Annotated in this window: 24 protein-coding genes; 19 read left to right on the top strand and 5 right to left on the bottom strand. The window is 46.6% G+C overall.

Features of this window, described 5'->3' with window-relative positions:
• Positions 1–257: 257 nt before the first annotated feature.
• Positions 258–770 carry a LolA-like outer membrane lipoprotein chaperone gene (gene lolA, locus Q0394_RS07895; protein WP_004321189.1) on the bottom strand — a complete coding sequence of 171 codons (513 nt, stop codon included), beginning with the start codon at positions 768–770 and terminating at the stop codon, positions 258–260.
• A gap of 89 nt (positions 771–859) precedes the next feature.
• Between lolA and secA the strand changes: the two genes are divergently transcribed.
• The 6 genes from secA to Q0394_RS07925 all read left to right on the top strand — a co-directional run bounded on the left by secA (position 860) and on the right by Q0394_RS07925 (position 6,751).
• On the top strand, positions 860–3,445 hold the full coding sequence (gene secA, locus Q0394_RS07900; protein ID WP_298946612.1) for a preprotein translocase subunit SecA: 2,586 nt from the start codon (positions 860–862) through the stop codon (positions 3,443–3,445).
• A gap of 239 nt (positions 3,446–3,684) precedes the next feature.
• On the top strand, positions 3,685–4,881 hold the full coding sequence (locus Q0394_RS07905; RefSeq protein ID WP_298790728.1) for an ABC transporter permease: 1,197 nt from the start codon (positions 3,685–3,687) through the stop codon (positions 4,879–4,881).
• Positions 4,882–5,353: 472 nt separating this feature from the next.
• Entirely contained in the window at positions 5,354–5,824 is a 471-nt protein-coding gene (locus tag Q0394_RS07910) for a hypothetical protein (RefSeq protein ID WP_298946614.1), read from the top strand.
• The gene (locus Q0394_RS07915; protein ID WP_004321198.1) at positions 5,821–6,033 is read left to right on the top strand and encodes a hypothetical protein; all 213 of its coding nucleotides are present in this window, start codon (positions 5,821–5,823) and stop codon (positions 6,031–6,033) included. Before Q0394_RS07910 ends, Q0394_RS07915 begins: the two co-directional genes overlap by 4 nt.
• Before the next feature lie 22 nt (positions 6,034–6,055).
• Positions 6,056–6,241: a hypothetical protein gene (locus tag Q0394_RS07920; protein WP_298946616.1), complete on the top strand. Its 186-nt coding sequence runs from the start codon at positions 6,056–6,058 to the stop codon at positions 6,239–6,241.
• Positions 6,242–6,349: 108 nt separating this feature from the next.
• Positions 6,350–6,751: a hypothetical protein gene (locus Q0394_RS07925; RefSeq protein WP_004321201.1), complete on the top strand. Its 402-nt coding sequence runs from the start codon at positions 6,350–6,352 to the stop codon at positions 6,749–6,751.
• Between the two features lie 170 nt (positions 6,752–6,921).
• Here Q0394_RS07925 and Q0394_RS07930 read toward each other — a convergent pair whose 3' ends face one another.
• From Q0394_RS07930 to Q0394_RS07940, 3 genes are all read right to left on the bottom strand, one after another.
• Complete coding sequence (locus Q0394_RS07930) at positions 6,922–8,160, bottom strand: ArsS family sensor histidine kinase (RefSeq protein ID WP_298085153.1); 1,239 nt, start codon at positions 8,158–8,160, stop codon at positions 6,922–6,924.
• 21 nt (positions 8,161–8,181) lie between these two features.
• Positions 8,182–8,874 (bottom strand): response regulator transcription factor, encoded by a 693-nt coding sequence (locus Q0394_RS07935; RefSeq protein WP_298946618.1) that lies wholly within the window; start codon positions 8,872–8,874, stop codon positions 8,182–8,184.
• Positions 8,875–9,163: 289 nt separating this feature from the next.
• A complete protein-coding gene (locus Q0394_RS07940; RefSeq protein ID WP_298946620.1) occupies positions 9,164–10,579 on the bottom strand; it encodes a Do family serine endopeptidase in 1,416 nt (471 codons plus the stop codon).
• A 174-nt stretch (positions 10,580–10,753) separates the two neighbouring features.
• Between Q0394_RS07940 and Q0394_RS07945 the strand changes: the two genes are divergently transcribed.
• The 4 genes from Q0394_RS07945 (at position 10,754) to Q0394_RS07960 (ending at position 14,192) form a co-directional block, all read left to right on the top strand.
• Positions 10,754–11,626, top strand: coding sequence for a DnaJ C-terminal domain-containing protein (locus Q0394_RS07945; RefSeq protein ID WP_298946622.1), 873 nt, complete (start codon positions 10,754–10,756; stop codon positions 11,624–11,626).
• A 1-nt stretch (position 11,627) separates the two neighbouring features.
• The gene (locus Q0394_RS07950; RefSeq protein ID WP_298946624.1) at positions 11,628–12,005 is read left to right on the top strand and encodes a helix-turn-helix transcriptional regulator; all 378 of its coding nucleotides are present in this window, start codon (positions 11,628–11,630) and stop codon (positions 12,003–12,005) included.
• A gap of 125 nt (positions 12,006–12,130) precedes the next feature.
• A complete protein-coding gene (locus Q0394_RS07955; RefSeq protein ID WP_298946626.1) occupies positions 12,131–13,576 on the top strand; it encodes a potassium/proton antiporter in 1,446 nt (481 codons plus the stop codon).
• A gap of 271 nt (positions 13,577–13,847) precedes the next feature.
• Positions 13,848–14,192, top strand: a complete 345-nt coding sequence (locus Q0394_RS07960) for a hypothetical protein (RefSeq protein WP_298946628.1) — start codon at positions 13,848–13,850, stop codon at positions 14,190–14,192.
• 163 nt (positions 14,193–14,355) lie between these two features.
• Here Q0394_RS07960 and Q0394_RS07965 read toward each other — a convergent pair whose 3' ends face one another.
• Positions 14,356–15,627, bottom strand: coding sequence for an aminotransferase class I/II-fold pyridoxal phosphate-dependent enzyme (locus Q0394_RS07965; RefSeq protein ID WP_298946629.1), 1,272 nt, complete (start codon positions 15,625–15,627; stop codon positions 14,356–14,358).
• Positions 15,628–15,706: 79 nt separating this feature from the next.
• On the opposite strand from Q0394_RS07965, the gene Q0394_RS07970 reads away from it, so the two are divergent.
• The 9 genes from Q0394_RS07970 (at position 15,707) to hemC (ending at position 22,723) form a co-directional block, all read left to right on the top strand.
• Complete coding sequence (locus Q0394_RS07970) at positions 15,707–16,039, top strand: hypothetical protein (RefSeq protein ID WP_122873782.1); 333 nt, start codon at positions 15,707–15,709, stop codon at positions 16,037–16,039.
• Positions 16,036–16,659 carry an HAD family hydrolase gene (locus Q0394_RS07975; RefSeq protein ID WP_298946632.1) on the top strand — a complete coding sequence of 208 codons (624 nt, stop codon included), beginning with the start codon at positions 16,036–16,038 and terminating at the stop codon, positions 16,657–16,659. The genes Q0394_RS07970 and Q0394_RS07975 overlap by 4 nt, the downstream gene beginning before the upstream one ends.
• Positions 16,660–16,749: 90 nt before the next feature.
• Positions 16,750–17,007, top strand: a complete 258-nt coding sequence (locus Q0394_RS07980; protein WP_298946634.1) for a DUF2018 family protein — start codon at positions 16,750–16,752, stop codon at positions 17,005–17,007.
• Complete coding sequence (locus tag Q0394_RS07985; RefSeq protein ID WP_004321220.1) at positions 17,000–17,455, top strand: hypothetical protein; 456 nt, start codon at positions 17,000–17,002, stop codon at positions 17,453–17,455. The genes Q0394_RS07980 and Q0394_RS07985 overlap by 8 nt, the downstream gene beginning before the upstream one ends.
• Positions 17,456–17,477: 22 nt before the next feature.
• Positions 17,478–18,371, top strand: coding sequence for a polyprenyl synthetase family protein (locus Q0394_RS07990; protein WP_298946636.1), 894 nt, complete (start codon positions 17,478–17,480; stop codon positions 18,369–18,371).
• Entirely contained in the window at positions 18,371–19,663 is a 1,293-nt protein-coding gene (gene hemA, locus Q0394_RS07995) for a glutamyl-tRNA reductase (RefSeq protein ID WP_298946639.1), read from the top strand. Before Q0394_RS07990 ends, hemA begins: the two co-directional genes overlap by 1 nt.
• Complete coding sequence (locus Q0394_RS08000) at positions 19,660–21,372, top strand: proline--tRNA ligase (RefSeq protein WP_298946939.1); 1,713 nt, start codon at positions 19,660–19,662, stop codon at positions 21,370–21,372. Before hemA ends, Q0394_RS08000 begins: the two co-directional genes overlap by 4 nt.
• A complete protein-coding gene (locus Q0394_RS08005) occupies positions 21,369–21,806 on the top strand; it encodes an FxsA family protein (RefSeq protein WP_298946642.1) in 438 nt (145 codons plus the stop codon). The genes Q0394_RS08000 and Q0394_RS08005 overlap by 4 nt, the downstream gene beginning before the upstream one ends.
• Positions 21,794–22,723 carry a hydroxymethylbilane synthase gene (hemC, locus tag Q0394_RS08010; protein WP_298946643.1) on the top strand — a complete coding sequence of 310 codons (930 nt, stop codon included), beginning with the start codon at positions 21,794–21,796 and terminating at the stop codon, positions 22,721–22,723. The genes Q0394_RS08005 and hemC overlap by 13 nt, the downstream gene beginning before the upstream one ends.

Raw genomic sequence — 22,723 nt, forward strand, 5'->3', positions numbered from 1 at the left:
GTATTCAAATTTACGTTTTCAAGATGAGGGTTTCGGTGCGTCAAATTTACAAATTTAGCTTCAAATTTGAGCGTAAAACGATAAGGCGAAGTATTTTATAGAAACATTTTGCTTCACAAAAACGCTACGCTTGTTTTGAGATGGATTTGAATGTTGTGAAGCAAAAATGAGCAAGGCTAACCACGTAGGTTGCCGCAGCGATATTTTTGCAAACTCATTCAAAGACGCTCAAAAGACAAGCCGCTTTTTGAGAGAGTTTATTGGTTTATGACGTCATAATACGACGGTATCACCGGCGTCAGCAAATCATCGCTTATCTTAAAATCCTTTTTCGTATTGCTTAGCGTGATTTTGATTTTGTTGCCGAGCTTATCCTCGTAATCGATCCTTGTCGGGATGTAGTTTTTGACTGTGATTAGATACTCCACGCCGTCGTATTTGGCTTTGTAGAGAGTGTCGGTGATCTTAACCGCATTTCTAACGACGTCGATTAGATTTGGTGCCTTTTCAAATTTAGAGATGATCGCTTGCTCGAGCGCATCCTCGATCACGACGACGCGGTTTTTATCAAAGTAGATTTTTTTAGGCGTCGGGCGCTCGTAGATCCAGTAGGCGCGGTTGTTGCTTTTTGCGTAAAATTTACCGAAATAATCGACCGTTTCGTTCTCGCTAGTGATGGTTTGTACGAAGTCGCTTTGAAGCGTGACGAAATTTAACGTAACTCCGAAAGCCGAGGCGCAAAAGAGCAAAAATGCTAAAATTTTTTTCATATATTTTCCTTTATCGGGCGAAATTCTAGCTAAGTTTAAATAATAAAATGTTAAAATCCAAGCTTTAACAAAATTTAAAAAGGCTAAAAATGATAATGGCGTTTATGCAGAAGGTATTTGGCACAAAAAACGACAGGGAAGTAAAAAAATATTTCAAACGAGTCGCCTACATAAACTCGCTCGAGAGCAAATATCAAGCGATGAGCGACGATGAGCTAAAGGCAAAATTTAACGAATTTAAAGCGCAGGTACAAAACGGCGAAAAGAGCCAGGACGAGTTGCTAGACGATGTATTTGCCATCGTGCGAGAGGTGGGTAAAAGGACGCTAAACATGCGCCATTTCGACGTTCAGCTAATTGGCGGTATGGTACTAAACGACGGTAAGATCGCCGAGATGAAAACGGGCGAAGGTAAAACCCTCGTGGCAAGCTTGCCCGTCGTGCTAAACGCGATGAGCGGCAAGGGCGTGCACGTCGTGACCGTAAACGACTACCTAGCTAAGCGTGACGCGACACAAATGGGTGAGATTTATAAATTTCTAGGTCTTAGCGTCGGCGTGATACTAGGCGGCGAATACGACGACGCAGCGCGCAAAGCTGCATACGATAGCGACATCACGTACGGCACGAATAACGAATTTGGCTTTGACTACCTACGCGACAATATGAAAATGGATTTCAAAGATAAGGTGCAAAGAGAGCATAACTTCGTCATCGTGGACGAGGTCGATAGTATCCTTATAGACGAGGCCAGGACGCCACTCATTATCTCGGGGCCTACAAACCGCACGCTAGACGGCTACATCAAAGCAAATGAAGTCGCGCGCCAGATGAAGCGCGGCGAACCGCCTGCGACTCCGCAAGAAAAGGCCACTGGTGACTTCACCGTAGATGAGAAAAACCGCACGATAGCTATCACCGAAGAGGGCATCTCAAAGGCTGAAAAGCTCTTTGGCGTAGCAAATCTCTACGACATGGAAAACGCGATTTTGAGTCACCACCTAGACCAAGCTCTAAAGGCGCATAATCTCTTTGAAAAGGACGTGCACTACGTCGTTCGTGACGGGCAAGTCGTAATCGTCGACGAATTTACTGGGCGTCTTAGCGAAGGTCGAAGATTTAGCGAGGGCTTACACCAAGCGCTCGAGGCCAAAGAGGGCGTAAAGATCCAAGAAGAGAGCCAAACTCTAGCCGATATTACATTTCAAAACTACTTTAGGCTTTACAAAAAACTATCCGGCATGACGGGTACGGCGCAGACGGAGGCGACCGAGTTTTCGCAAATTTACAAGCTTGACGTCGTTTCGATCCCGACAAACGTGCCAGTTATCAGAAAAGACAACAACGATCTCATCTATAAAACGGAAAATGAGAAATTTAAAGCCGTCATCGACGAGATCAAAAAAGCTCACGACCGCGGTCAGCCCGTACTCGTGGGTACCGCCTCGATCGAAAAGAGCGAAAAACTGCATAACCTACTCGTAAAAGAAAAGATCCCGCACTCCGTGCTAAACGCTAAAAATCACGAAAAAGAAGCCGAGATCATCGCTCAAGCCGGCGCTCGCGGCGCGGTTACGATCGCGACGAATATGGCTGGACGCGGCGTAGATATCCGTATCGACGACGAGGTGCGAAACCTAGGTGGTCTATACATCATCGGCACCGAAAGACATGAAAGCCGCCGTATCGACAACCAGCTGCGAGGCCGCTCGGGACGTCAGGGCGATCCTGGAGTGAGCCGCTTCTACCTAAGCCTTGAGGATAATCTACTTCGGATATTCGGCAGCGACCGCATAAAAGCGATAATGACGCGCCTTGGTATCGAAGAGGGCGAAAGCATCGACTCGAAAATGGTCACTAGAGCCGTCGAAAATGCGCAAAAAAAGGTCGAAAGCCTGCACTTTGAAGCGCGAAAACACATCCTCGAGTACGACGACGTCGCAAACGAGCAGAGAAAAACGGTGTATAAATTTAGAAACGAGCTACTTGATCCAAATTTTGAAGTCGGCGAAAAAATCAAACAAAATCGTGCCGAATTTGTCGAGCATCTGCTAGCTCAGGCCGGAATTTACGCAGGCGAGCCAAAGAGCGAATACAATCTCGAAAAACTAAGCTCCGTGATAATCTCAAACGGCGCGTTCATGCAGCCAGACGAGCTAAAAGATCTCGACTACGCCGAGCTTGTTAAGAAGATAACAGCTAAATTTGAGTCCGACTACGAGGAAAAAATGGGCGTCATAGGCGAAGATCAGCGCAAATACCTAGAAAAGGTGCTTTGCCTACAAGTGCTAGACACTGCGTGGCGCGAGCATTTATATCAGATGGACATCCTAAAAACCGGCATCGGACTGCGCGGCTATAACCAAAAAGATCCGCTCACCGAGTATAAAAAAGAGAGCTTTAATCTCTTTATGGAGCTCGTTAGCCGCATTAAATTTGAAAGCATCAAGCTCCTAACGGCCGTACGCTTAAGCTTCTCCGAGCCTACAGAGTCTGCGCCGCAAGAAGCGCAAGATACCGAGATTGCTAGAGTGCCCGAGAGCGAAGAAAAGCCCGGCAAAAAAGTATCCAGAAACGACCCATGCCCGTGCGGAAGCGGCAAAAAGTACAAAGACTGCCACGGCAAGAGCGGCCCTAAAAAAGGAGCTTTTGCTGAGGATTGGGATAAAATTTAGCTTTGGGGTTTTGGCGGCGGTTTGCTAAATTTTGCATTTAAGTTAGCCGCCGTTTTTATAGCGGCGCGAAGTCGTAAATTTAACGCCTAGCTTTTGCAAGTGGTTTAAAAATTTGGCGTCAAATTTACACGGATGGACGATTTAAATTTTAAACTTGCCTCAGCGCAAATTTAAACAAGACAAAGCGACGCAAAAGTAGCGAGCAAACCAAAGCCCAAATTTAAACAACGGAAAATCAAATGAGCCTAACCAAATATCTACTTTTTAAATATCTACGGTTTGATAAAACCCAGCCATTTATCATGCTTTCGGCGCTGCTAGCATTTCTAGGTGTGGGCGTCGGGCTCATGGTGCTCATCGTTGCGATGGCGATCATGAACGGCTTTGACAAGGAATTTGAGCGCAAACTTTTTACCATGAACTACCCGATCACGATCCTCTCTGCCATACGCGGCAACATCGACGAGAGCGATGTTAACGAACTAAAGCAAAAGTTTCCGAATCTCAAATTTAGCCCATATATCATGAGTCAAGTTATCATAAAGGGGGCGAATAGCTTTGAGGGCGGACTGCTTTTTGGCGTAAATTCAGCCGACGAAAAGCAGATAAACTCAGTCGTTGCGGCCGGCCTTGAGGACCGCGAGCTTGACGGATACGGCCTGCTCGTAGGTCAAGGCGTCAAAAACGAGATGATGATAAACGAAAATGACAAACTCACGCTCATTTTTACCAAAAATGACCCGAGCGGCTTTGCTCTAACGCCCAAAATGAAGCGCTTTGACGTCGTGAGCTCGTTTAGCTCGGGGCTTGTGGCCTACGATAAAAGCTATCTATACACGAGCGTGGAGGCGCTGCGTAAGATACTTGAGTACGATGAGGGCAAATTTGACGGCATACATGTGTTTTCAGACGATCCGTTCGCCGATATCGAAAAGATCTCGCGCGAGCTACGGCTAGGACAAAAAGCCATCGGCTGGTGGCAGCAAAACGGCAACTTTTTCTCCGCTTTGGCGCTTGAAAAACGTGCGCTTTTCATCGTTTTGATGCTCATCATCCTGGTTGCCTCGCTAAATATCGTAAGCTCGCTGCTCATGACCGTCATGAACCGCCGCCAAGAGATCGCTCTACTACTCTCGCTGGGCGCTAGCAAGGCCGAGATCAAAAAGAGCTTTTTTGCGCTGGGAGCCACGATAGGCGGAGGCGGGATAGTGTTTGGACTCGTGCTCGGGCTCTTTGGCGTGTGGCTGCTCGGTAGCTTTGATATAGTAAATTTGCCCGCAGACGTTTACGGTAGCGCGAAGCTTCCTATGGAGTTATCTTTGCTTGATCTTGTTATGATTTTGGTCGGAGCGGTCGTTATCGTGGCGTTTTCGTCGTTTTACCCTGCTAAAAAAGCCGCGCAAATAAACGTACTTGAGACGCTTAGGAATGAATAAATCGGCATTTTAGCCGAAATGCTTTTGGGTTAAATTTGAGCGAATAAAAATTTGCTGTTTTGACCGCGCTGGCTCGTCTATTTTTTGAATTATATAAAAAGCGGCGAAATTTTATTTATATAAAAATACGCCGCTTTAAATTATTTTCGTTCGAGTTTTTATTCTCGCGCGTGTAAATTTTTAAATTTAAGCCGCCGTCGGCGTCAAATTTGCCCTCCAAACTAGAAATTGTACATCGTGTAAGGTATCCGCAACCAAGTAGTAGCCGTAAGTTTGCCTATGTTTTTTATACTGCAACGGTTGCTAAATTTACTTACGTCATTTAGAAAAGCTATGCTTAAGGTTGGTGCTTATGCTAAATTTACGCCATATTTTGCTGCTATTTTGAAAGTTATTATATTAATTTGCAAGCAAAAATTTGAGACCCTTTAAGATATAATGCTCAAAATTTAATCCAAATTTGGGGAGAAAAATGACGAATTTCGAGTATGCGCGCCGCATTGACGAGGCTGCAGGGCTGGATCTTGATTTAGATTGCAAAGAGATAGATCTGCAGGATAAGTTTTACGGACTTTTTCAGTGCTTTATGCCCGATGGCATCGGTATAGAAACGGTGTTTGCGCCGCTGCAAAACGGCACCGAGCTGCAAGCGCGCATAATGCCGATCTACTCAGTCACGGCGCAGCAAACGCGAGAGGCGTTCGATCAGGACGTGGCGCCGGGGTATTTTTGCCCGCCGCAGGATCCGAAATTTGATGACGAAGGACTTAAGAGCCTAGCTTTAGCGCACGTTCGAAATTTAAAAATTTTTGCCGAGTTTCTCGGTGATGACGAGTTTTTAAAAATGCTTAACGAAATAAAATCCGTGCGCGTGCAGGAGAGCTCTGATCTCGCAGATCACGAAGGTGGGCTTGCGGACGACGTTTACGGGGCGAGTGGATGATAGATTCGCCTAAGCTTGATGTGAAGCTATGGGTGCTCAGCGAGGCGTACTATTCGATCGACTGCGACTACCTTCTGTCGGCGTATTTGCAGTATCCAAACTACGCGCAAAGGCCACAAGAGGACTTTTTAAAGCCCTATTTTGAGCTGTATCTAGCGGGACGGCAGATCGCGTTTGAGCGCGGCGAGGTTGTCGTTTTTGCGCGTTAAATTTACGCTGGTAAGGAACTAAATGCAAACGGACGCTTTTGGCTGGCTAAAATTTGAGCTCTACGAGTATCTAAAACTATACGATGTGGGCTTAAAAAAGTGGGCAAACGAGCATCTAAAGGGCACTGTAAGTAAATTTAAAAGCGAATTTAGCCAGACGCAGCAGGACCATGCTCTAGGCGAACTTTGCCGCGAAATTTTAGACTAAGACCAAAGCGAGCTCAAAAATCTAAAAAACCGCGGCAACGGCGAGCTGCCGTTTCGGCTAGGCGAGCTAGTCGGCGAGTATCTAAAAGGGCGCTGCGACACAGGTGAGATGCCGCATCTGCGCTGGGCGTACCAGATCTGCACGCGCGGCTTGCGGGAGCTTGATAGGGATGAGCTTTTGCGCCACGCATACCGCCATGAGCATTGCGACGCACGAACCGTGGAGTTATACTTTTGTACGCTATTAGATGCGCTAGACTGGGGCGCACACCACTTTCCAGATGGCTGCCTGATAGAGCGCACATACTATGAGCAACTAACCAGCGAAGCTCGAGACTCAAGAGAAAAACACGAGATAAGCGAGCGGTTAAATTTAGAATTTGAAAACTTAGTAAAGCTTTACGAATGTTATTTTGAGTTTAAATCTAGCGGCGGCGAGGTTGATTTTTACGCGCTGTGCAAAGAGGCCGGGCTAAATTTCGTGCCTGTAAAGTCTTTTTATTATGAGTAGCGAGCGTTCACTAAATTTGACTATAAATTTGAAACGAGCGCCAAATTTGTAGCTCAAAATTTGGCGTTTAGTTGGCCACAAACGATACGCCGAATTTTAAAATTTAAGCAAATACGGCTCTTAAATTTTCTCTGTGTGTCGCAAACTCGACAAAACGCTCAAATTCACGCCTACGCCGCAATATTTTGCAGATTTTCAAAGCTAAACACGTTTAGCCCGTTTTTGTACTCGTAGCTTAGAGTTAGCTTATGGGCTTTGATTATATTTTCGACGATGTAGAGCCCCAGACCAAAGCTCTTTTGCGCACTTTCGCCTTTGGTAAAGGGCTCGACGTAGTGGCGCAGTTCCTTTGACAGCCGCTCGCCTTCGTTGATAAATTTGATAGATTCGCGCGTGATCGTGATATTTACGTGCTTGTTTGGGGAGTATTTTAGCGCGTTATCGATCATGTTTTTGGCGGCGATAGCCAGTAGCTTAAAGTCGGCATTTAGGTTCACGTCCTCTAGCTTGCTGATCGTGACTTGCCCCGGATCTACCATCGCGATATCCAGAGCCTCGTCGATGACGTCGTCGATACGGCAAATTTTAGTGTTATTTAGTGCGATGTTTGACGTGACTTGCTCGACGGCGGCAAATTCGTTTATGAGATTTTCGAGTTTTATAAACACCGACACGAGGCGCTCTTGGTTTTTGCTTTTTTCGATCATTTCGGCAGCTAGGCGACCTTTGGTGATCGGGGTTTTTAGTTCGTGCATTATGTTTCTTAAAAACAGCTTGCGCGATGCGTTTAAGCTTTTGATCTGGGACACTGCGTCATAAAACGCCTCCGCAACTTCGGAAATTTCGTCGTTACCGCTACTTACGTTTTGCACTTCTTCGATCTCGCCCGCGGCAAATTTAGCTATCTGGCGCTTTAGTTTTCTTAGCGGTTTTAGCTTTCTGATAACAAAAACGTAAGCGGCAAGAAGTATGATTGCGACTAGCAAAAAGATAATCTTGATGATGTCGTAGCGGTATGGCTGGTAGTCGTTATCCTTTAAAAGCAGGATTTTATCTACGTGCTGGACTTTTAGATAGTGGTGATTTTGATAGATCATGATGGCGCTAGAACCGATGTCTGCGGATATCTCCTCAAGCACGGTTGCGTTTGCTAGGATCTCTTCTTTTTGCTGTTCGTTTGTGATCTCAGGCATCTTAAAGTCGCCCGTTTGACGCTCGTACTCTTTTTCGTTTATGATACCGCTCATCAAAAAGAGCTGGTTTCTAGCGATCGTGGAGTACTTGGCGTTTAGCTCGCGCGCGTAGTTTTGCTTGTCGTAGTCCATCAGCCACAAAAACGCGAGAAATATGCTCGTAAGTGCAAGCGCAAAGATAAAAGTGATAGTGTAAAAAACCGATGAGCGTTTCATTTGCGGGGCTTTACGTCAAATTTACTGCACTAGCTTGTAGCCGATGCCACGGATGGCGTGGATGTATTTTGGCTCTTTTGGGTCGTCGCCTAGCTTGCCTCTGATACGCCCGATGATGACGTCGATGCTTTTATTTGTCGAGTCCTCGCTGATGCTCGCGCAGTTGTAGATAAACTCCTCGCGCGTGATGGCGCCGCCTTCTTTTTGAAGCATGTATTTTAGGATGTCGTACTCCGCTGCGGTTAAATTTAACGGCTCGCCTTTTAGCGTGATGACGTGTTTAAAATCATCTACCGCGATGTCTTTTTCGCGCGCTGGCTCTTTTGTGCCGCTTAAATTTGCACCCGCTACCGCGCTTTGGCGGCGTAGGTGGCTTTTGATACGAGCTAGCAGTTCCTGCGGGTCGTAGGGCTTTGGTAGGTAGTCGTCCGCGCCGTTATCTAGGGCGTTTACCTTGTCGGTGATGTCGTGGCGCGCGCTTGATATGATGATAGGCACGTCGTGGCGCTTGCGGATCTCTTTGCATACTTCTAGGCCGTCGAGTCCCGGCAGCGTGAGGTCTAAGATTACGAGGTCGAATTTTTCTACGTTTAGCGTCGAAAGCCCGATATACGGCTCCTCCGCCGTCGTTACACTCATATCGCTTTTTGCTAAAAACTCAGTCAAAATTTCCGCCAGCTCTAGGTCGTCTTCTATCATCAAAATTTTTATCATTTTATGTCCTTTTGGGGATTATAGCGAGTTTTGACTAAATTTTTAATGGCGGTAGCGGCTTATCCGGCTAGCGCTTTTTCGCTGCCGGCTAAATTTAGCTCGGCAAACTATCTGCCTAGCCTACGCTAAATTTTGTTTGCTAGTAAAATTTGAGTCAAACTAAGACGCGCAAATTTGAATCTATAAATTTAATCAGGTTAAATTTAAAATGATAGAGTGTCAAATTTGACTGGTAAAATTTGGAAAATTTAAAAGAAAAGGCGCAGTTTCCCGCGCCTTAAGGTAGAAATTATTTTATAACAAGACCTTGGAAAAGTCCGCCCCGGTTGACCCAAACGAGGGTCTTTTTGCCTTTCGCGTTTGCTAGGGCTTTGTTAAAATCATCCATATTTTTGATATTTTCCTCGGCGATTTGTATGATGATGTCACCTTTTTCAAAGCCGATTTTTTCAGCATTCGAGCCCGCTTTTACGTCAGTTACCAGGATACCCGCTGCGTCCGCAGGTAGGCGGTATTTGTACCTTGCGTTGTCGTCGATCGCCGTGACGCTAAGACCCTCGATAGCCGTGCCGTTTTTTGCCGCCGGAGCGCTTGATTTCGCGTTTGCGTTAGCTAGTTTTATCTTGGCGGTTTCGATTTTACCGGAGCGTTCATAGGTTAGCGTGATCTCTTTGTTTGGAGCTAGCGAGCCGATGAGATTTTTTAGATCATTTGCGTTTTTGATCTCTTTATCGTCGATTTTGATTACGAGATCGCCTCGTTTTAGTCCCGCAACATCCGCAGGAAGGCCGCTTTCTACGCTGCTAATGAGCGCGCCTTCTTTGTTTTTGTATATCTCTTTTTGCTCTTCGTTTAGATTTGCTATCATCACGCCGATATATCCACGCTCAATCTTGCCGTCTTCGATGAGTTTTTTGGCGATATCTTTAGTCATATTTGACGGGATAGCAAAGCCGATGCCGTTGTTTCCGCCACTGCGGCTAAGTATGGCTGAGTTTATGCCTACTAGATAGCCGCGGCTATCGACTAGCGCGCCGCCCGAGTTACCCGGGTTTATCGAGGCGTCTGTCTGGATGAAATTTTCGTATTGATTTAGACCGATGTTGTCTTTGTTTAGGCCGGAAACTATGCCCTGAGTGATACTGCCGCCTACGCCGAACGGATTTCCGATGGCAAATACTATATCGCCCTCCATCAGCTTAGCCGAGTCGGCAAATGGTATGGCTTTTAGCTCTTTTGCGTCTACTTTGATGATGGCTAAGTCGGTTTTAGGGTCGGTGCCGACGATTTTGGCTTTATACTCTTTGTCGCTATCTAGCAGCGTGACTATGATCTCGTCGCTATCTTCTACGACATGGTTGTTTGTTACGATGTAGCCGTCGCTAGATATGACGACGCCAGATCCCAGCGAGCTGCTTTTTTGTTTTTCTTGAGGGATATTAAACTGAAATCCGAAAAAGTCCTTGAAAAACGGATCGCTAAACATATCGTTCATATCTGCTACGTTGCTGCTGACGGTTTTTGTGGTGGAGATATTTACGACCGATTTTTTAGCATCGGCTATGGAGCTATTGTAGGAGAGGACGACGTTTTTGTTAAATTCCGGATTTACTCTAGTGAAATCCTCTGCTGGTTCGTTAAAATTTATGCTTGCGGCAAAGATTGCGCAAGAAGTAGCCAAAGATAATACGGTTATCTTTTTCATTACTTTTCCTTTTGATAAAATTTTTTCAAAGCGCGATTATATGGCGCTAAGCTCAACGTAAAGTTAATTATTATTTAAGTCGTTTAAAATCGTTTTATTTACTATACTTGATTGACATACGCTAAACTTTTATGCTATAATCGCTATAAAATTAATTGACTATAAGGACATAACATGAGCAATAGTCTTTACGAAACGTTAGGGGTGTCCGAAAAGGCCACCGGCGACGAGATCAAAAAGGCCTATCGCAGGCTGGCTCGAAAGTATCATCCCGATATCAACAAAGACCCAGGCGCGGAGGATAAATTTAAAGAAATAAACGCCGCGTATGAAATTTTAAGCGACGAAAAAAAGCGCGCGCAGTACGACAGGCACGGCGACGCGATGTTTGGCGGGCAAAATTTCCATGACTTTGCGAGCAGCTCGGGTATGGGAAATTTGGACGAAATTTTAAAAAATATCTTCGGCGGAGGCGGTTTTGGCGCCTTTTCTAGCAGAGGCGGATTTGGTGGCTTTAGGCAAACTGGCGGATTTAGCGGTTTTGAGGACGATGAGGATCTAGACTCCCGCGCAAAGGTAACTATCCCGTTTGACGTAGCGGTAAAAGGTGGCGAACACTCGATAAATTTTAACGGCGAAAATATCAAAATAAAAATCCCAAACGGTATCAACGATGGCGAAAAGCTACGCATAAAAGGTAAGGGTAGTGGCGGACGCGGAGATCTGATCCTAACGGTAAATATCGCGCCTAGCGACGAATACGAAAGAGACGGCGACGATCTATATAAAGACGTGCTAATCCCGCTAAAAACGATGATGTTTGGCGGTAAGATAGAGGTAAAAACGCCTAAAAAAGACGTAACGATAAAAATCGCCGAAAACTCAAAATCCGGGCAAAAAATCAGGCTCAAAGGGTACGGCGTGCAAAATAGAAAAAGCGGGATGTTTGGCGATCTATACTTGCGGGCGCGCGTGTCTTTGCCGGACGTAAATGCCCTAGACGGCGAGCTAGCCGAACTCATGAAGCAAAAACTCCCGGAGGCATAAGATGAAACAATACGAAGAACCAGTATATCTAATCAGCGTCGTAGCAAAGGTGCTCTCCATACATCCGCAGACGCTGCGCCAATACGAGCGCGAGGGGCTGCTAGAGCCATCAAGAACCGAGGGCAAGATGCGTCTTTACTCCGAAAAAGACATGGATCGTATCAAGATGATACTGAGTCTAACGCGCGATCTGGGTGTAAATTTAGCAGGCGTGGATATCATCTTGCAGTTAAAAGAGCAGATCGAGCAGTCTGAAGTCATAATAAAGCAGATGAAAGAGGAGCTGGCTAAAATGGAGCAGGGCGGCGTGCCGTCTAAAAAGGCTCTGGTAAAGCGCAAAAATAGCTTTGATCTCATCTTTTATGATGATAAAAATTAATCCTTTTTATCGTTAAAAAAGGTAAAATCGGGTAAAATTTACTTACAAAACGCGCCAAATTTGAGGCTTTAGTGGTACTAAATTTAGCCTTAAATTTGCCCCGCTTTGAACTCAAATGAGGGACAATGTTAGAAACTTTTTTACTATTTTTTTCTATTCTACTTATCGCTTGTATCGTCTCTAGCAAGGTTTCAGATAGATTCGGTATCCCGTCGTTAGTCGTATTTTTGGCGGTTGGGATGCTGGCTGGCTCGGACGGACTGCTAGGCATCGCCTTTGATAGCCAGCTCATCGCTCATGATGTGGGCATAATCGCACTTATTTTTATCCTCTACACTGGCGGGCTTGATACGAATTTAAAATCGATAAAGCCTATCATGATGAGTGGCATCATGCTCGCGACCGTTGGCGTCGTGCTGACGGCGGCTCTGGTCGCACTTTTGGTTAAATTTTTACTAGGGCTAACTTGGCTTGAAGCCTTGCTTTTTGGAGCGATCATCTCCTCGACCGACGCTGCGGCGGTGTTTGCGATCCTTGGAGCGAAGGAAATTTTGCTAAAAAATAACATCCGACCGCTTTTGGAGCTAGAATCTGGCTCAAACGATCCGATGGCGATTTTCCTCACTGTCACAATGATACAAATCATCGCCCTAAACACCGTCCCAGACGCCTCTGACATCACTGTCGCACTCATCAAGCAGTTTTTACTCGGCGGGCTGATGGGCTATGTATTTGGCGTCGCGCTACCTGGGCTTTTTAACCGTCTAAGGCTTGAGTACTGGGGACTATATCCTGTTTTTTCGATGGCTTGGGTGATGCTTTTGTACGTGCTAGCGGGCAAGGTCGGCGGCAACGGCTTTTTGGCTGTTTATATCGCGGGTATGTTTATAAATAAAAAAGAGTTCGCGCATAAGAAAAATTTGATCGGTTTTCACGACGGTATCGCGTGGGCGATGCAGATCGTCATCTTTTTGACGCTGGGACTTTTGGTAAATCCTTCTCAGCTGCCCGCCGTCGCGCTTGCGGGCACAGTGATCGCGTTTTGGATCATGTTTATCGCGCGTCCGGTGGGCGTTTTCGCGTCGTTACTTTTTTCGCGTTACAACGTGAAAGAAAAGATGTTTATCTCGTGGGTCGGGCTTCGCGGCGTCGTTCCTATCGTACTTGCGACCTATCCGTTCGGGGCAAATTTGCCAAACTCGGAGCTGATTTTTAACACGATATTTTTCGTCGTGTTCGTCTCGATCATCATCCAAGGCATGACGCTAGAAAAGGTCGCGCAAAAATGCGGCGTCAAAGAAGAAGTCGCGCCAAAAGAAGTCGAGATGTCAAATTTACCGATCTTTTACCACACTTTACGCCAGCACACCATACGCTTTGACGCCGAAGTCGTGGGTAAAAACCTAGTCGAGCTCGAGCTTCCTAGCGACTTTTTGGTGCTACTCATCAAGCGAAAGGGCGAATACATCAAACCTACCGGCTCATCGGTATTTGAGGATGGCGACTTGCTGCTCATTCAGTGCGAGGACGAAAACAAATACAACGAAACCTTAAAGACGTTTACGGCGTAAATTTGCCGCCGTTTGCGTAAAATTTAAAGAAAGGAAATAGAAATGAAATTTGAGGAAATGACCTTATCTACATTTTCAAGCGCATTTCGTAGGATAAGAAATAAAAGAGGACTTAATAAAAATAAAGATAAAAACGTTAAAGAGGAAAAATAAAAATGAAGTTTGTCAATTTATTTTTAATAACCGCTTTAGGTATTACATTTAGTTATGCAAAAGAAAAAGTCGATTGTAACGACCCGAAAAACACCCCTAGATATATTGGGGGGGGGTAATGATTGGCGGTAAAATGGAGTGCGACGTTAATCGCGGCACTGCGGAGCGCGCCAAACGCGAGCTTGATATGACTATCGGCAGAAACCCAGTAACTGGTAAGGTAACGTCAAAGGCGGAGCTGGCGGGCGGTAATAAGGCTACGAATAACCTAGAAGCGGCGCAGATGAATTTCGGCAAAGCGGAGCAGGCGCTAAAAGACGCAGAAGAGGCTTACGAGGGCGACCGCAGCACTAAAAACTCTCGCCGCGTCGATAAGGCGCGTAAAGCGTTTAAGCAGGCGCAGCTAGACTTAGAGGCGGCGGAAGAGATAAAAGAAAAAGCCGATAGGAAAAAGGACAAGTAGCCTGCTCAAATTTGAGTTTGGACGAGCCAAGGATCAAGAGGGAAGCCCTCTTGATCAAATTTAACAATCTAGCGCTTAACCCCAAGGCGGTGAAACCGCCGAAGGGGTATATTTGAATTTAGCTTAAATTTAGCCGAATTTATCTTTCAAATTTAACTCTCTTTTACTCCAAAGCTTGCGCGAGATCGGCGATGAGGTCGTCTGCGTTTTCTAGACCGACGCTTATTCTGATTAGTTCTTTTGTTATGCCGGCTTTTATTAGCTCCTCGCTCGAGAGCTGCTGATGTGTAGTGGAGGCTGGGTGCGTGATGAGCGACTTTGAGTCACCGATATTTACGACGATTTTAAAGAGCTTTACCTTGCCCAGCATCTTTACGGCGCGCTCATAGCTATCGGTTTCAAAGCACATTAGCCCGCTAGCCATACCGTCTTTAAAGTATTTTTGCGCTTTTTCGTGCTCGGGATCGCTTTTTAGCGCAGGGTAGGTCACGCGCTTGACGTGTTTATGCGAGTTTAAAAACTCGGCGATCTTGCGCGCATTTTGCGAGTGCCTCTCGATACGAACGCTCAAAGTCTCAAGCCCCTGGATGAGCTGCCAAGAGTTAAAAGGCGAGATCGTAGCGCCTATATCGCGCACCAAAGCCACCCTCATGCGTAGCGTGTAGATGTCGAATTTGTCAGCCATCTGAGCGTAAACTAGCCCATGATAGCTCTCGTCGGGCTCGTTAAAGTGCATGTATCTGGCGTTGCCGACTAGCTTGGCGTTTAAATTTTTACTAGCGACGACTGCGCCCGCTAGACTTAGGCCCTGGCCGCAGATATATTTGCTCGCGCTATGCACGACGACGTCGATGCCGTGATTTAGCGGCTGGAAAATGATCGGCGTAGGCACGGTGTTATCGGCTATCGTTACGACGCCGTGCTTGTCTGCTATCTCTACTATCTTTTTAAAATTCGGGATTGCGATTTGCGGATTTGATAGCGTTTCAAAAAATATCGCGCGCGTTTTGTCGTCTATCAAATTTTCAAGATCATCGGCGCTGTCGCTATCAAACACCCGCGCCTCGATGCCAAAACGCTTAAGCGTATGTATAAAAAGAACCATCGTTCCACCGTAAATTTTCTTTGCCACGACGATGTTGTCGCCGACTGCGGCTAAATTTGCGATCGAGTAGAAAATCGCCGACTGACCGCTGGCCGTCACGATAGAGGCCGAGCCCCCCTCGAGCGCGGCTATACGGCTCTCTAGTACGTCCGTCGTCGGGTTGCCCAGCCTCGTGTAGATGTGGCCCGGTTCTTCTAGCGCAAATCTCGCCGCAGCCATCTCGGCGCTACCAAAATCATAAGCCGTAGTCTGGTAAATCGGCACCGCCATGGCGCCCGGGCCCGTCTTGGTGTCGTAGCCGTAGTGCGTTGCAATCGTCTCTTTTTGCATTTTTTCTCCTTGTAAAATTTGCGCGCATTATAACCGCTAAAAGTTTAAATTGGTATAATTGGGCTTTTGAAAGGAAAAAATGGCTGAACAAAACGACAAATTTAAGCGCGTAAAATACCTACGCGGCCTGGAAAAATTCGCAAAAGCGGCGATTAGCGCGCTAAAAAGAGAGGATTTTAACGAGGATGAATTTCGCGCTAGGGTCGGCAAAAACGCTGAAATTTTACGTAAGATCGAGCCGGTTTTTTTAGATAACGCCTACTCGAAATCTCTTGAAAATTTCGTAAATTTGGTCGTAAAAGGCGGCGAGAGAGGCGAGCTAGTAGCCTGCGCTAACGCGCTAGAAAAGCTAAAAAACCAAAAAACCTATAAAAAAGAAAAACATCGAAAAAAATATAAGGACGAAGAGTGAAATGCGTGATATTTGACATGGACGGCACGCTCATAGATAGCGCAAGAGCGATCTGCGAGACGGTAAACGAGGTGCGGCGCGAGCTGGGGCTTGAGGGCGATCTCGCGGCCGAGTTTATCGTAAAGGCCATAAACGAGCCGGGGCGAAATTTGGGGCTTGACTTTTACGGTATCGATAAGCCTGATATGAAACTGCGGGATAACTTTGAAGCTAAATTTAAGAAAAACTACCGCGAATACGCCGCTGCTTATGATGGCGTCGAGGGACTGCTAGCAGGGCTAAAAGATGCCGGGCATTTCGTCGCTCTAGCTAGCAATGCGCCGCGATATACTTTGGATGAAATTTTACAAAGAAGCGGGATATTTAAATTTTTTGATCTCATCGTCGGAGCGGACGAAAACGTACCTCAAAAACCAGATCCCGCGATGCTAAATTTGATATTAAAATCAGGCGAATTCGATAAAGCGATTTTTGTCGGAGATAGTAAAAAAGATGAGCTTGCCGCACGCAATGCGGATATGAGATATCTAAACGTTTGCTGGGGATTTGGTAGCCAAAGTCCAAGCTGCGATAATGTTTTTACGGTGGCTGAGGCAGCCCTATATATCGAGAAGTTATAAAAATTTAGCGTATTATAGTGTGTATGATTTTAAATAAGATTTTACAAAAAATAATATGTATTTTAAGATTTGCGAAAGGTTTTAAAATTTATGGATTATGATATATTTTCTCAAAGTCCGAGAGAAAAATTCTTTGAAATTTTATTTAACGCGAACAAAAACTTAGTCGAAAACGAGCTTGAAAAAACCTTTGAAAAATTTATCGCGATGAGTGAATTTTGCGAAAAAAACGGCTTTGACGAAATGGCGCAAAATTCGTTTATTTCTCAAAATCAAACCCTGATAAATGAGCGTCTAAACGACATTTATATCGGGCTTAGTGGGGATATTTTAAGTCAAAATGAGTAAAATAGCCGTTATATTTTCGTTGTTTTTATCGCTGGCTTTTGGCGCGGTAAATTTCGAGGAAGAGCACCTTTTTGAGCTCAAAAAAGACGAGTGGGCGCGGGTTTTCGTCACTAAAAAAGGCACAGACGAGCGCGAGAGCTTCGACTTTCGCTGGACGCTTTTTGATAACACGAACATCATCGTGCATTCGCGCTACCGAAACTATCCTCGTCAGCTTGTTATGTCGCTAAGGCGCGGCCTTGAGACTTACAAGCAGACTTTGATACCTGACCTCAAGTATCCGCCTAGCGACCGCGTCGCGCTTTATCTCGTTTTTGAGGATTTTAAGCAAGGCGTAGCGAAATTTCGCGTGCTGATAAACGACGACGAACAGCGCGTAGACGTGGAGTTTTTGAACCCGCCAAGAAAGCAGAGCGGCGCTCAAAATAGCGCGCAAAACGCCAGATAAAAGCAAAATTAAGTGAGCCTAAATGGAAAAAATAGATCTGATAATGAAAAATTTTATCGCGGAGCTTGGCTACGAGCCTGCAAACGCGATGTTTGCACGGATAAATTCGGGCAAAAAGCTGCGCTCTAAGCTACTTTTAAAAATAGCGGGAGAAAGCGAGCAAAGCCTAAAAATTTGCGCGATTATAGAGCTTATTCACCTAGCTAGTTTGCTTCACGACGACGTGATAGATGATGCGGGCACCAGGCGCGGAAGCCCTAGTATAAACGCGAGTTTCGGCACCAAAAACGCCGTTATGCTGGGCGATATCCTCTACTCGAAGGGCTTTTACGAGCTGTCTAAATTTCCGCACGAGATCGCGGGCGAGATATCGTGCGCGGTTAGTAAGCTAAGCATAGGCGAGATGATGGACGTGGATATCTCGGCTAAATTTAACGAAGACAAGTCTGCATACGAAACGATGATCTACTACAAAACCGCCGTTTTGATTGAGGCTACTGCCGCGGTCGGTGCGATGCTGGCTGGGCTTGACTCGCGTAATTTTAAAATTTACGGCAAAAACCTAGGCCTAGCCTTTCAGATAATCGACGACATCCTAGACGTCACGCAAGACGCCGCGACGCTTGGGAAGCCGAATTTTAGCGACTTTAAAGAGGGTAAAACGACGCTACCTTACATTTATCTTTACGAAAGCTTAAACGAAGCGGACAAAGATAAGCTAAAAAGCCTATTTAAAAAGGATCTGAGTGAGGCCGAGCGAGGCTGGGTGAGGGCGAAGATGAACGAAACGGGCGCTATAAAAAAAAGCATAGAAGCGGCGAAAAATTTAGGCGAGCAGGCGATAAAATCGGTAGAGAAATTTAACGTAGACGGCCTAGAAAGTATCGTAAAATCAATGATAGATAGGGAATTTTAATGCATTATGCAAGCGTGAGCTTTACGCACAAAAACACCGATATATCCGTGCGCGAAAAGCTCTCTTTTTCTAACATCGAGCGCAAAAACGAAATTTTACGCCTCATTAGCTCCAGTCAAAACATCAACGAATGTATGGTGCTAAGTACTTGCAACCGCGTCGAGATCATCGCTAGCGTAAAGACGGTCGAAGGCGCTAGCAAGCACATCATCGCCTGCATGTCGCTCATCTGCGGCATCCCTTTTGAGGAGCTGCAAAGCAGAGCCGACATCTACGAGGATAACGGCGCCGTGCATCATCTCTTTGCCGTAGCTAGTTCGCTAGATAGCCTTGTTATCGGCGAAACGCAGATCGCGGGACAGCTAAAAGAGGCTTATAAATTTGCCCGCGCTAACGGCAAATGCGGCGCAAAGCTAGGTAGAGCGATGGAGTTTGCCTTTAAATGCGCGGCAGAGGTGCGAAATAAAACCGAAATCTCCAAAAATCCGATCTCGGTCTCAAGCGTCGCGGTGGCTAAGGCAAAGGAGATTTTCGGCACATTAAACGGCATGGTCGCCGTGATCGTGGGTGCGGGAGAGATGGCGGAGCTAGCCGCAAAGCACCTGATCGCAAGCGGTGCGCGAACGATAATCGTCAGCCGAAACAAAGAACGCGCTAAAAATTTGGCCCTGACGCTGGGGGATAATAACGAATACGACGCACTTTCAAACGTAGCGCAGTACATAAATAAATATCAAATCATATTTTCCGCGACCGCCGCGCCGCATCCCGTTTTGATCGACGCGATGGTAGAGCCAAAGGAGTTTAAGCGCTACTTTTTTGATATAGCCGTGCCGCGCGATATCGCGATCACGCAGAGCGAAAATATCAAAATTTACGCCGTGGACGACTTGCAAGAGATCGTAAATAAAAATCTAGCCCTGCGCGAGGAACAGGCGCAGATCGCGTACGGCATCGTCGGGCGAAATACGGCGGCGTTTTTCCAAATGCTGCGCGAACTAGCAGTCACGCCGCTAATAAAAGGCATAAGAGAGCAGGCTAAAGAGTGCGCCCAGAGAGAACTCGCAAAAGCCCTAAAAAAGGGCTATCTAAAACATAGCGACAAGGAGGAGGCGTACCGCCTCATACATCAGGTTTTTAAGGCGTTTTTGCACGCGCCGACGATAAATTTAAAAAACCTCGCGGGCGCTGCGGGAAGCGAAGCACAGCTAAGAGCTATCGGGGAAATTTTTAACGTCGCGGAGCAAACGCCGCAAGAAGAAAATAACGAATTTGAATGGGAGAACGAATGAAATTTAGCAAACTTTACGCGCCGACGGCAAAAGAAGCGCCAAAAGACGCGAGTCTGGCAAGTCATAAATTTTTGCTCCGAGCGGGCTACGCCGAGCAGGTAGGTAGCGGACTTTACAACTTTTTGCCGCTTGGCAAACGAGTTCTTGAAAATATAAAAAATATCGTCAAAGAGGAGCTTGACGAGGCGGGCGCGCAGGAGATATCGATGAGCTTCGTCACGTCTGCGGATCTTTGGCGCGAGAGCGGACGCTTTGACGTCTACGGCAAGGAGCTTTTGCGCTTTAAGGACCGCAAAGAAAACGACTTCGTATTGAGTCCAACCAACGAAGAGAGCGTCGTCGCGCTCGTTCGAGGTAAAGTGACATCCTATAAGCAACTGCCGCTAAATTTGTATCAGATAAATACCAAATTTAGAGACGAAGCAAGGCCGAGATTTGGACTGCTTAGAGGGCGTGAGTTTTTGATGAAGGACGGATATAGCTTTCACGCAAACGCCGAGGATCTGGACCGAGAATTTGACCTGATGGAGAAAACTTATAGCAAAATTTTTACTCGCCTTGGGTTAAATTTCCGCGCGGTTAGAGCCGATAGCGGCGCGATAGGCGGCAGCGGAAGTAAAGAGTTTATGGTGCTTGCAAATAGCGGCGAGGACGACATCATCGTCTGTGAAAACTGCGACTACGCCGCAAACATAGAGGCCGCAACCCGCGCAAAACGAACGACTAAGGCTGAGCAGCCAGAGGCCGACGCGGCTAAATTTTTAACTCCAAATGCCAAAACCATCAAAGATGTGGCGGAGTTTTTTAGAGTTGACGAGTTTTACTGCATAAAAGCGGTGATAAAAAAGGCGATTTTTATTGACGCCAAAGGCGAAAAGAGCGAGAAAATCGTAGTATTTTTCGTGCGCGGCGAGGATGAGCTACAAGAGGTCAAAGCCCAAAACGCATGCGGGGCGCTTGAGCTAGCGGACGCAACCGAGGCCGAGATCACGGCAGCCGGGCTTGTGGGCGGATTTTGCGGGCCGGTTGGGCTAAAGGGCGTGGAGTTTTATATCGACAAAGAGCTTGAAGGCGAATCGCAGATGATCTGCGGCGCAAACGAGCGAGATTATCACTTCGTTGGCGTTAGCGTTAGCAGTTTTAACGCTGAGCGTTTCAAAGATCTAACCGCGGTCAAAGCGGGCGATAAATGCCCTTGCTGCGGCGGAAATTTAAGCGTTAGTAAAGGTATCGAGGTTGGGCATATATTTAAGCTAGGCACCAAGTACTCTGAGCCGATGGGTGCGACGTTTTTGGACGAAAACGGCAAGGCAAAACCGTTTATCATGGGCTGCTACGGTATCGGCGTTAGCCGTCTGGTCGCCGTCGCCGTCGAGGCCAAGCACGACGAAAAAGGCATAATCTGGAACGAAACCCTAACTCCGTTTAAATTTGAAATCATCATCTCAAATTTAAAAGACGAAGAAGGCGTCAAATTTGCGCAGGAGCTTTACGAGAGCTTGCGCGCGGCTGGCGTTTCGGTGCTGCTTGACGATAGAAACGAGCGTTTTGGCGTCAAAATGAGCGAATTTGAGCTGATGGGTTTTCCTTATGCCGTGATCGTGGGCAAGGGGCTAGCAGAAGGCACGGTAGAGCTCGTCACGCGCGACGGGCTAACCAAAGAAACCGTCAAAGCGAGCGAAATTTTAGTGCGACTAAAGAGCTTATGATAAAGCATTTTTTTACGCCCTACGTCATTTTGGAGATCGTAGCGGCGTATTTTTTTATCCACGCGTACGGATTTTTAAATTTGGTCTTTGAAGTCATCGCATCGGCCGTTTTGGGACTATTTTTTATGTTTCGCGTCGGATTTTTTCAGCTCACGAGCAACATCGCATTTTTTAAGCCCGCAGACGTTTTTAGTAGCGTAGGTATGGCGATCGGGGGCTTTTTTATGTTTATCCCGGGGCTTATCACCGACGTTTTGGGCGCGGCGATCGTAGCGGTCGCATTTTTTGCAAATTTAAAAAACGGCGGCGAGCGCAAAAGCGGGAGCGAATACTATTACGAAAAATTTGAAAGCGGACAGAGCAAACCGCGCGACGAGGGCGAGATCATCGACGTCGAAGTCGTAGAAGAAAAGAGGCAAATATGGAAAAACTAAAAATCGCAACGAGAAAAAGCGTGCTGGCTATGTGGCAGAGCGAGCATATCAGGGATAAAATTTTAGCCCGCTATCCGCAAATCGCGGTCGAGCTAACGGGCATGAAAACCAAAGGCGACGTGATCCTAGACACGCCGCTAGCAAAGATCGGTGGCAAGGGGCTTTTTACGAAAGAGCTAGAAGACAGCATGCTAAGCGGAGAAACGCACATTGCCGTGCATAGTCTAAAAGACGTGCCCGTCGTTTTCCCAGAGGGGCTAGTGCTAGCCGCGATCTGCTCTCGCGAGGACGTGAGAGATGCGATGCTAAGCGAAAAATACGCTAAATTTGAGGATCTGCCGCAAGGTGCACGCGTGGGTACGACGAGCCTGCGCCGCAAGATGCAGCTTTTAGCGATGCGTCCCGATCTTGAGATAATATCGCTGCGAGGCAACGTCCAAACTCGTTTGCGCAAGCTAAAAGAGGGCGAATTTGACGCGATTATCCTAGCGATGGCGGGCGTGAACCGCTTAAATTTACGCTCCGAAGTCGCGCATATAGTGCCGTTTGAGCTAGATCAGATGGTGCCCGCGATGGGGCAGGGTGCGCTAGGTATCGAGGCTAGAGAGGACGCTGAAATTTTAAATTTGATAGAGTTTTTAAAGGATGAAAAAGCCGTGATAGAGACGACCGTGGAGCGTGATTTCGTCGCGATACTAGAGGGCGGCTGCCAGGTACCTATCGGCGTAAATGCGAATTTAAACGGCGATAAGATCGAGATACGCGCCGTTGTCGGACTGCCAGACGGCAGCGAGAGCATACGTGAAAACATCGTCGCGCAAAAAAGCGAGTGGAAGAGCGTGGGCGCCGAGCTTGGTCGGATATTTATCGGCAGGGGCGCAAAAGAGCTGCTAAAACGCGCCGAGGAGATGGCGTAG

The sequence above is a fragment of the uncultured Campylobacter sp. genome (assembly GCF_938039205.1).
In the GTDB taxonomy this organism is placed as follows: domain Bacteria; phylum Campylobacterota; class Campylobacteria; order Campylobacterales; family Campylobacteraceae; genus Campylobacter_A.

Bases quoted from the DNA above. Each gene is read 5' to 3' on its own strand.
- Q0394_RS07920 (WP_298946616.1), top strand. From the start codon at position 6,056: ATGCAAACGGACGCTTTTGGCTGGCTAAAATTTGAGCTCTACGAGTAT.
- Q0394_RS07960 (WP_298946628.1), top strand. From the start codon at position 13,848: ATGATTGGCGGTAAAATGGAGTGCGACGTTAATCGCGGCACTGCGGAG.
- hemA (WP_298946639.1), top strand. From the start codon at position 18,371: ATGCATTATGCAAGCGTGAGCTTTACGCACAAAAACACCGATATATCC.
- Q0394_RS07910 (WP_298946614.1), top strand. From the start codon at position 5,354: ATGACGAATTTCGAGTATGCGCGCCGCATTGACGAGGCTGCAGGGCTG.
- Q0394_RS07925 (WP_004321201.1), top strand. From the start codon at position 6,350: ATGCCGCATCTGCGCTGGGCGTACCAGATCTGCACGCGCGGCTTGCGG.
- Q0394_RS07905 (WP_298790728.1), top strand. From the start codon at position 3,685: ATGAGCCTAACCAAATATCTACTTTTTAAATATCTACGGTTTGATAAA.
- Q0394_RS07940 (WP_298946620.1), bottom strand. From the start codon at position 10,579: ATGAAAAAGATAACCGTATTATCTTTGGCTACTTCTTGCGCAATCTTT.
- Q0394_RS07930 (WP_298085153.1), bottom strand. From the start codon at position 8,160: ATGAAACGCTCATCGGTTTTTTACACTATCACTTTTATCTTTGCGCTT.
- hemC (WP_298946643.1), top strand. From the start codon at position 21,794: ATGGAAAAACTAAAAATCGCAACGAGAAAAAGCGTGCTGGCTATGTGG.
- Q0394_RS07965 (WP_298946629.1), bottom strand. From the start codon at position 15,627: ATGCAAAAAGAGACGATTGCAACGCACTACGGCTACGACACCAAGACG.
- Q0394_RS07985 (WP_004321220.1), top strand. From the start codon at position 17,000: ATGAGTAAAATAGCCGTTATATTTTCGTTGTTTTTATCGCTGGCTTTT.
- Q0394_RS07935 (WP_298946618.1), bottom strand. From the start codon at position 8,874: ATGATAAAAATTTTGATGATAGAAGACGACCTAGAGCTGGCGGAAATT.
- Q0394_RS07980 (WP_298946634.1), top strand. From the start codon at position 16,750: ATGGATTATGATATATTTTCTCAAAGTCCGAGAGAAAAATTCTTTGAA.
- lolA (WP_004321189.1), bottom strand. From the start codon at position 770: ATGAAAAAAATTTTAGCATTTTTGCTCTTTTGCGCCTCGGCTTTCGGA.
- secA (WP_298946612.1), top strand. From the start codon at position 860: ATGATAATGGCGTTTATGCAGAAGGTATTTGGCACAAAAAACGACAGG.
- Q0394_RS07990 (WP_298946636.1), top strand. From the start codon at position 17,478: ATGGAAAAAATAGATCTGATAATGAAAAATTTTATCGCGGAGCTTGGC.
- Q0394_RS07955 (WP_298946626.1), top strand. From the start codon at position 12,131: ATGTTAGAAACTTTTTTACTATTTTTTTCTATTCTACTTATCGCTTGT.
- Q0394_RS07945 (WP_298946622.1), top strand. From the start codon at position 10,754: ATGAGCAATAGTCTTTACGAAACGTTAGGGGTGTCCGAAAAGGCCACC.
- Q0394_RS07950 (WP_298946624.1), top strand. From the start codon at position 11,628: ATGAAACAATACGAAGAACCAGTATATCTAATCAGCGTCGTAGCAAAG.
- Q0394_RS07970 (WP_122873782.1), top strand. From the start codon at position 15,707: ATGGCTGAACAAAACGACAAATTTAAGCGCGTAAAATACCTACGCGGC.
- Q0394_RS08000 (WP_298946939.1), top strand. From the start codon at position 19,660: ATGAAATTTAGCAAACTTTACGCGCCGACGGCAAAAGAAGCGCCAAAA.
- Q0394_RS08005 (WP_298946642.1), top strand. From the start codon at position 21,369: ATGATAAAGCATTTTTTTACGCCCTACGTCATTTTGGAGATCGTAGCG.
- Q0394_RS07915 (WP_004321198.1), top strand. From the start codon at position 5,821: ATGATAGATTCGCCTAAGCTTGATGTGAAGCTATGGGTGCTCAGCGAG.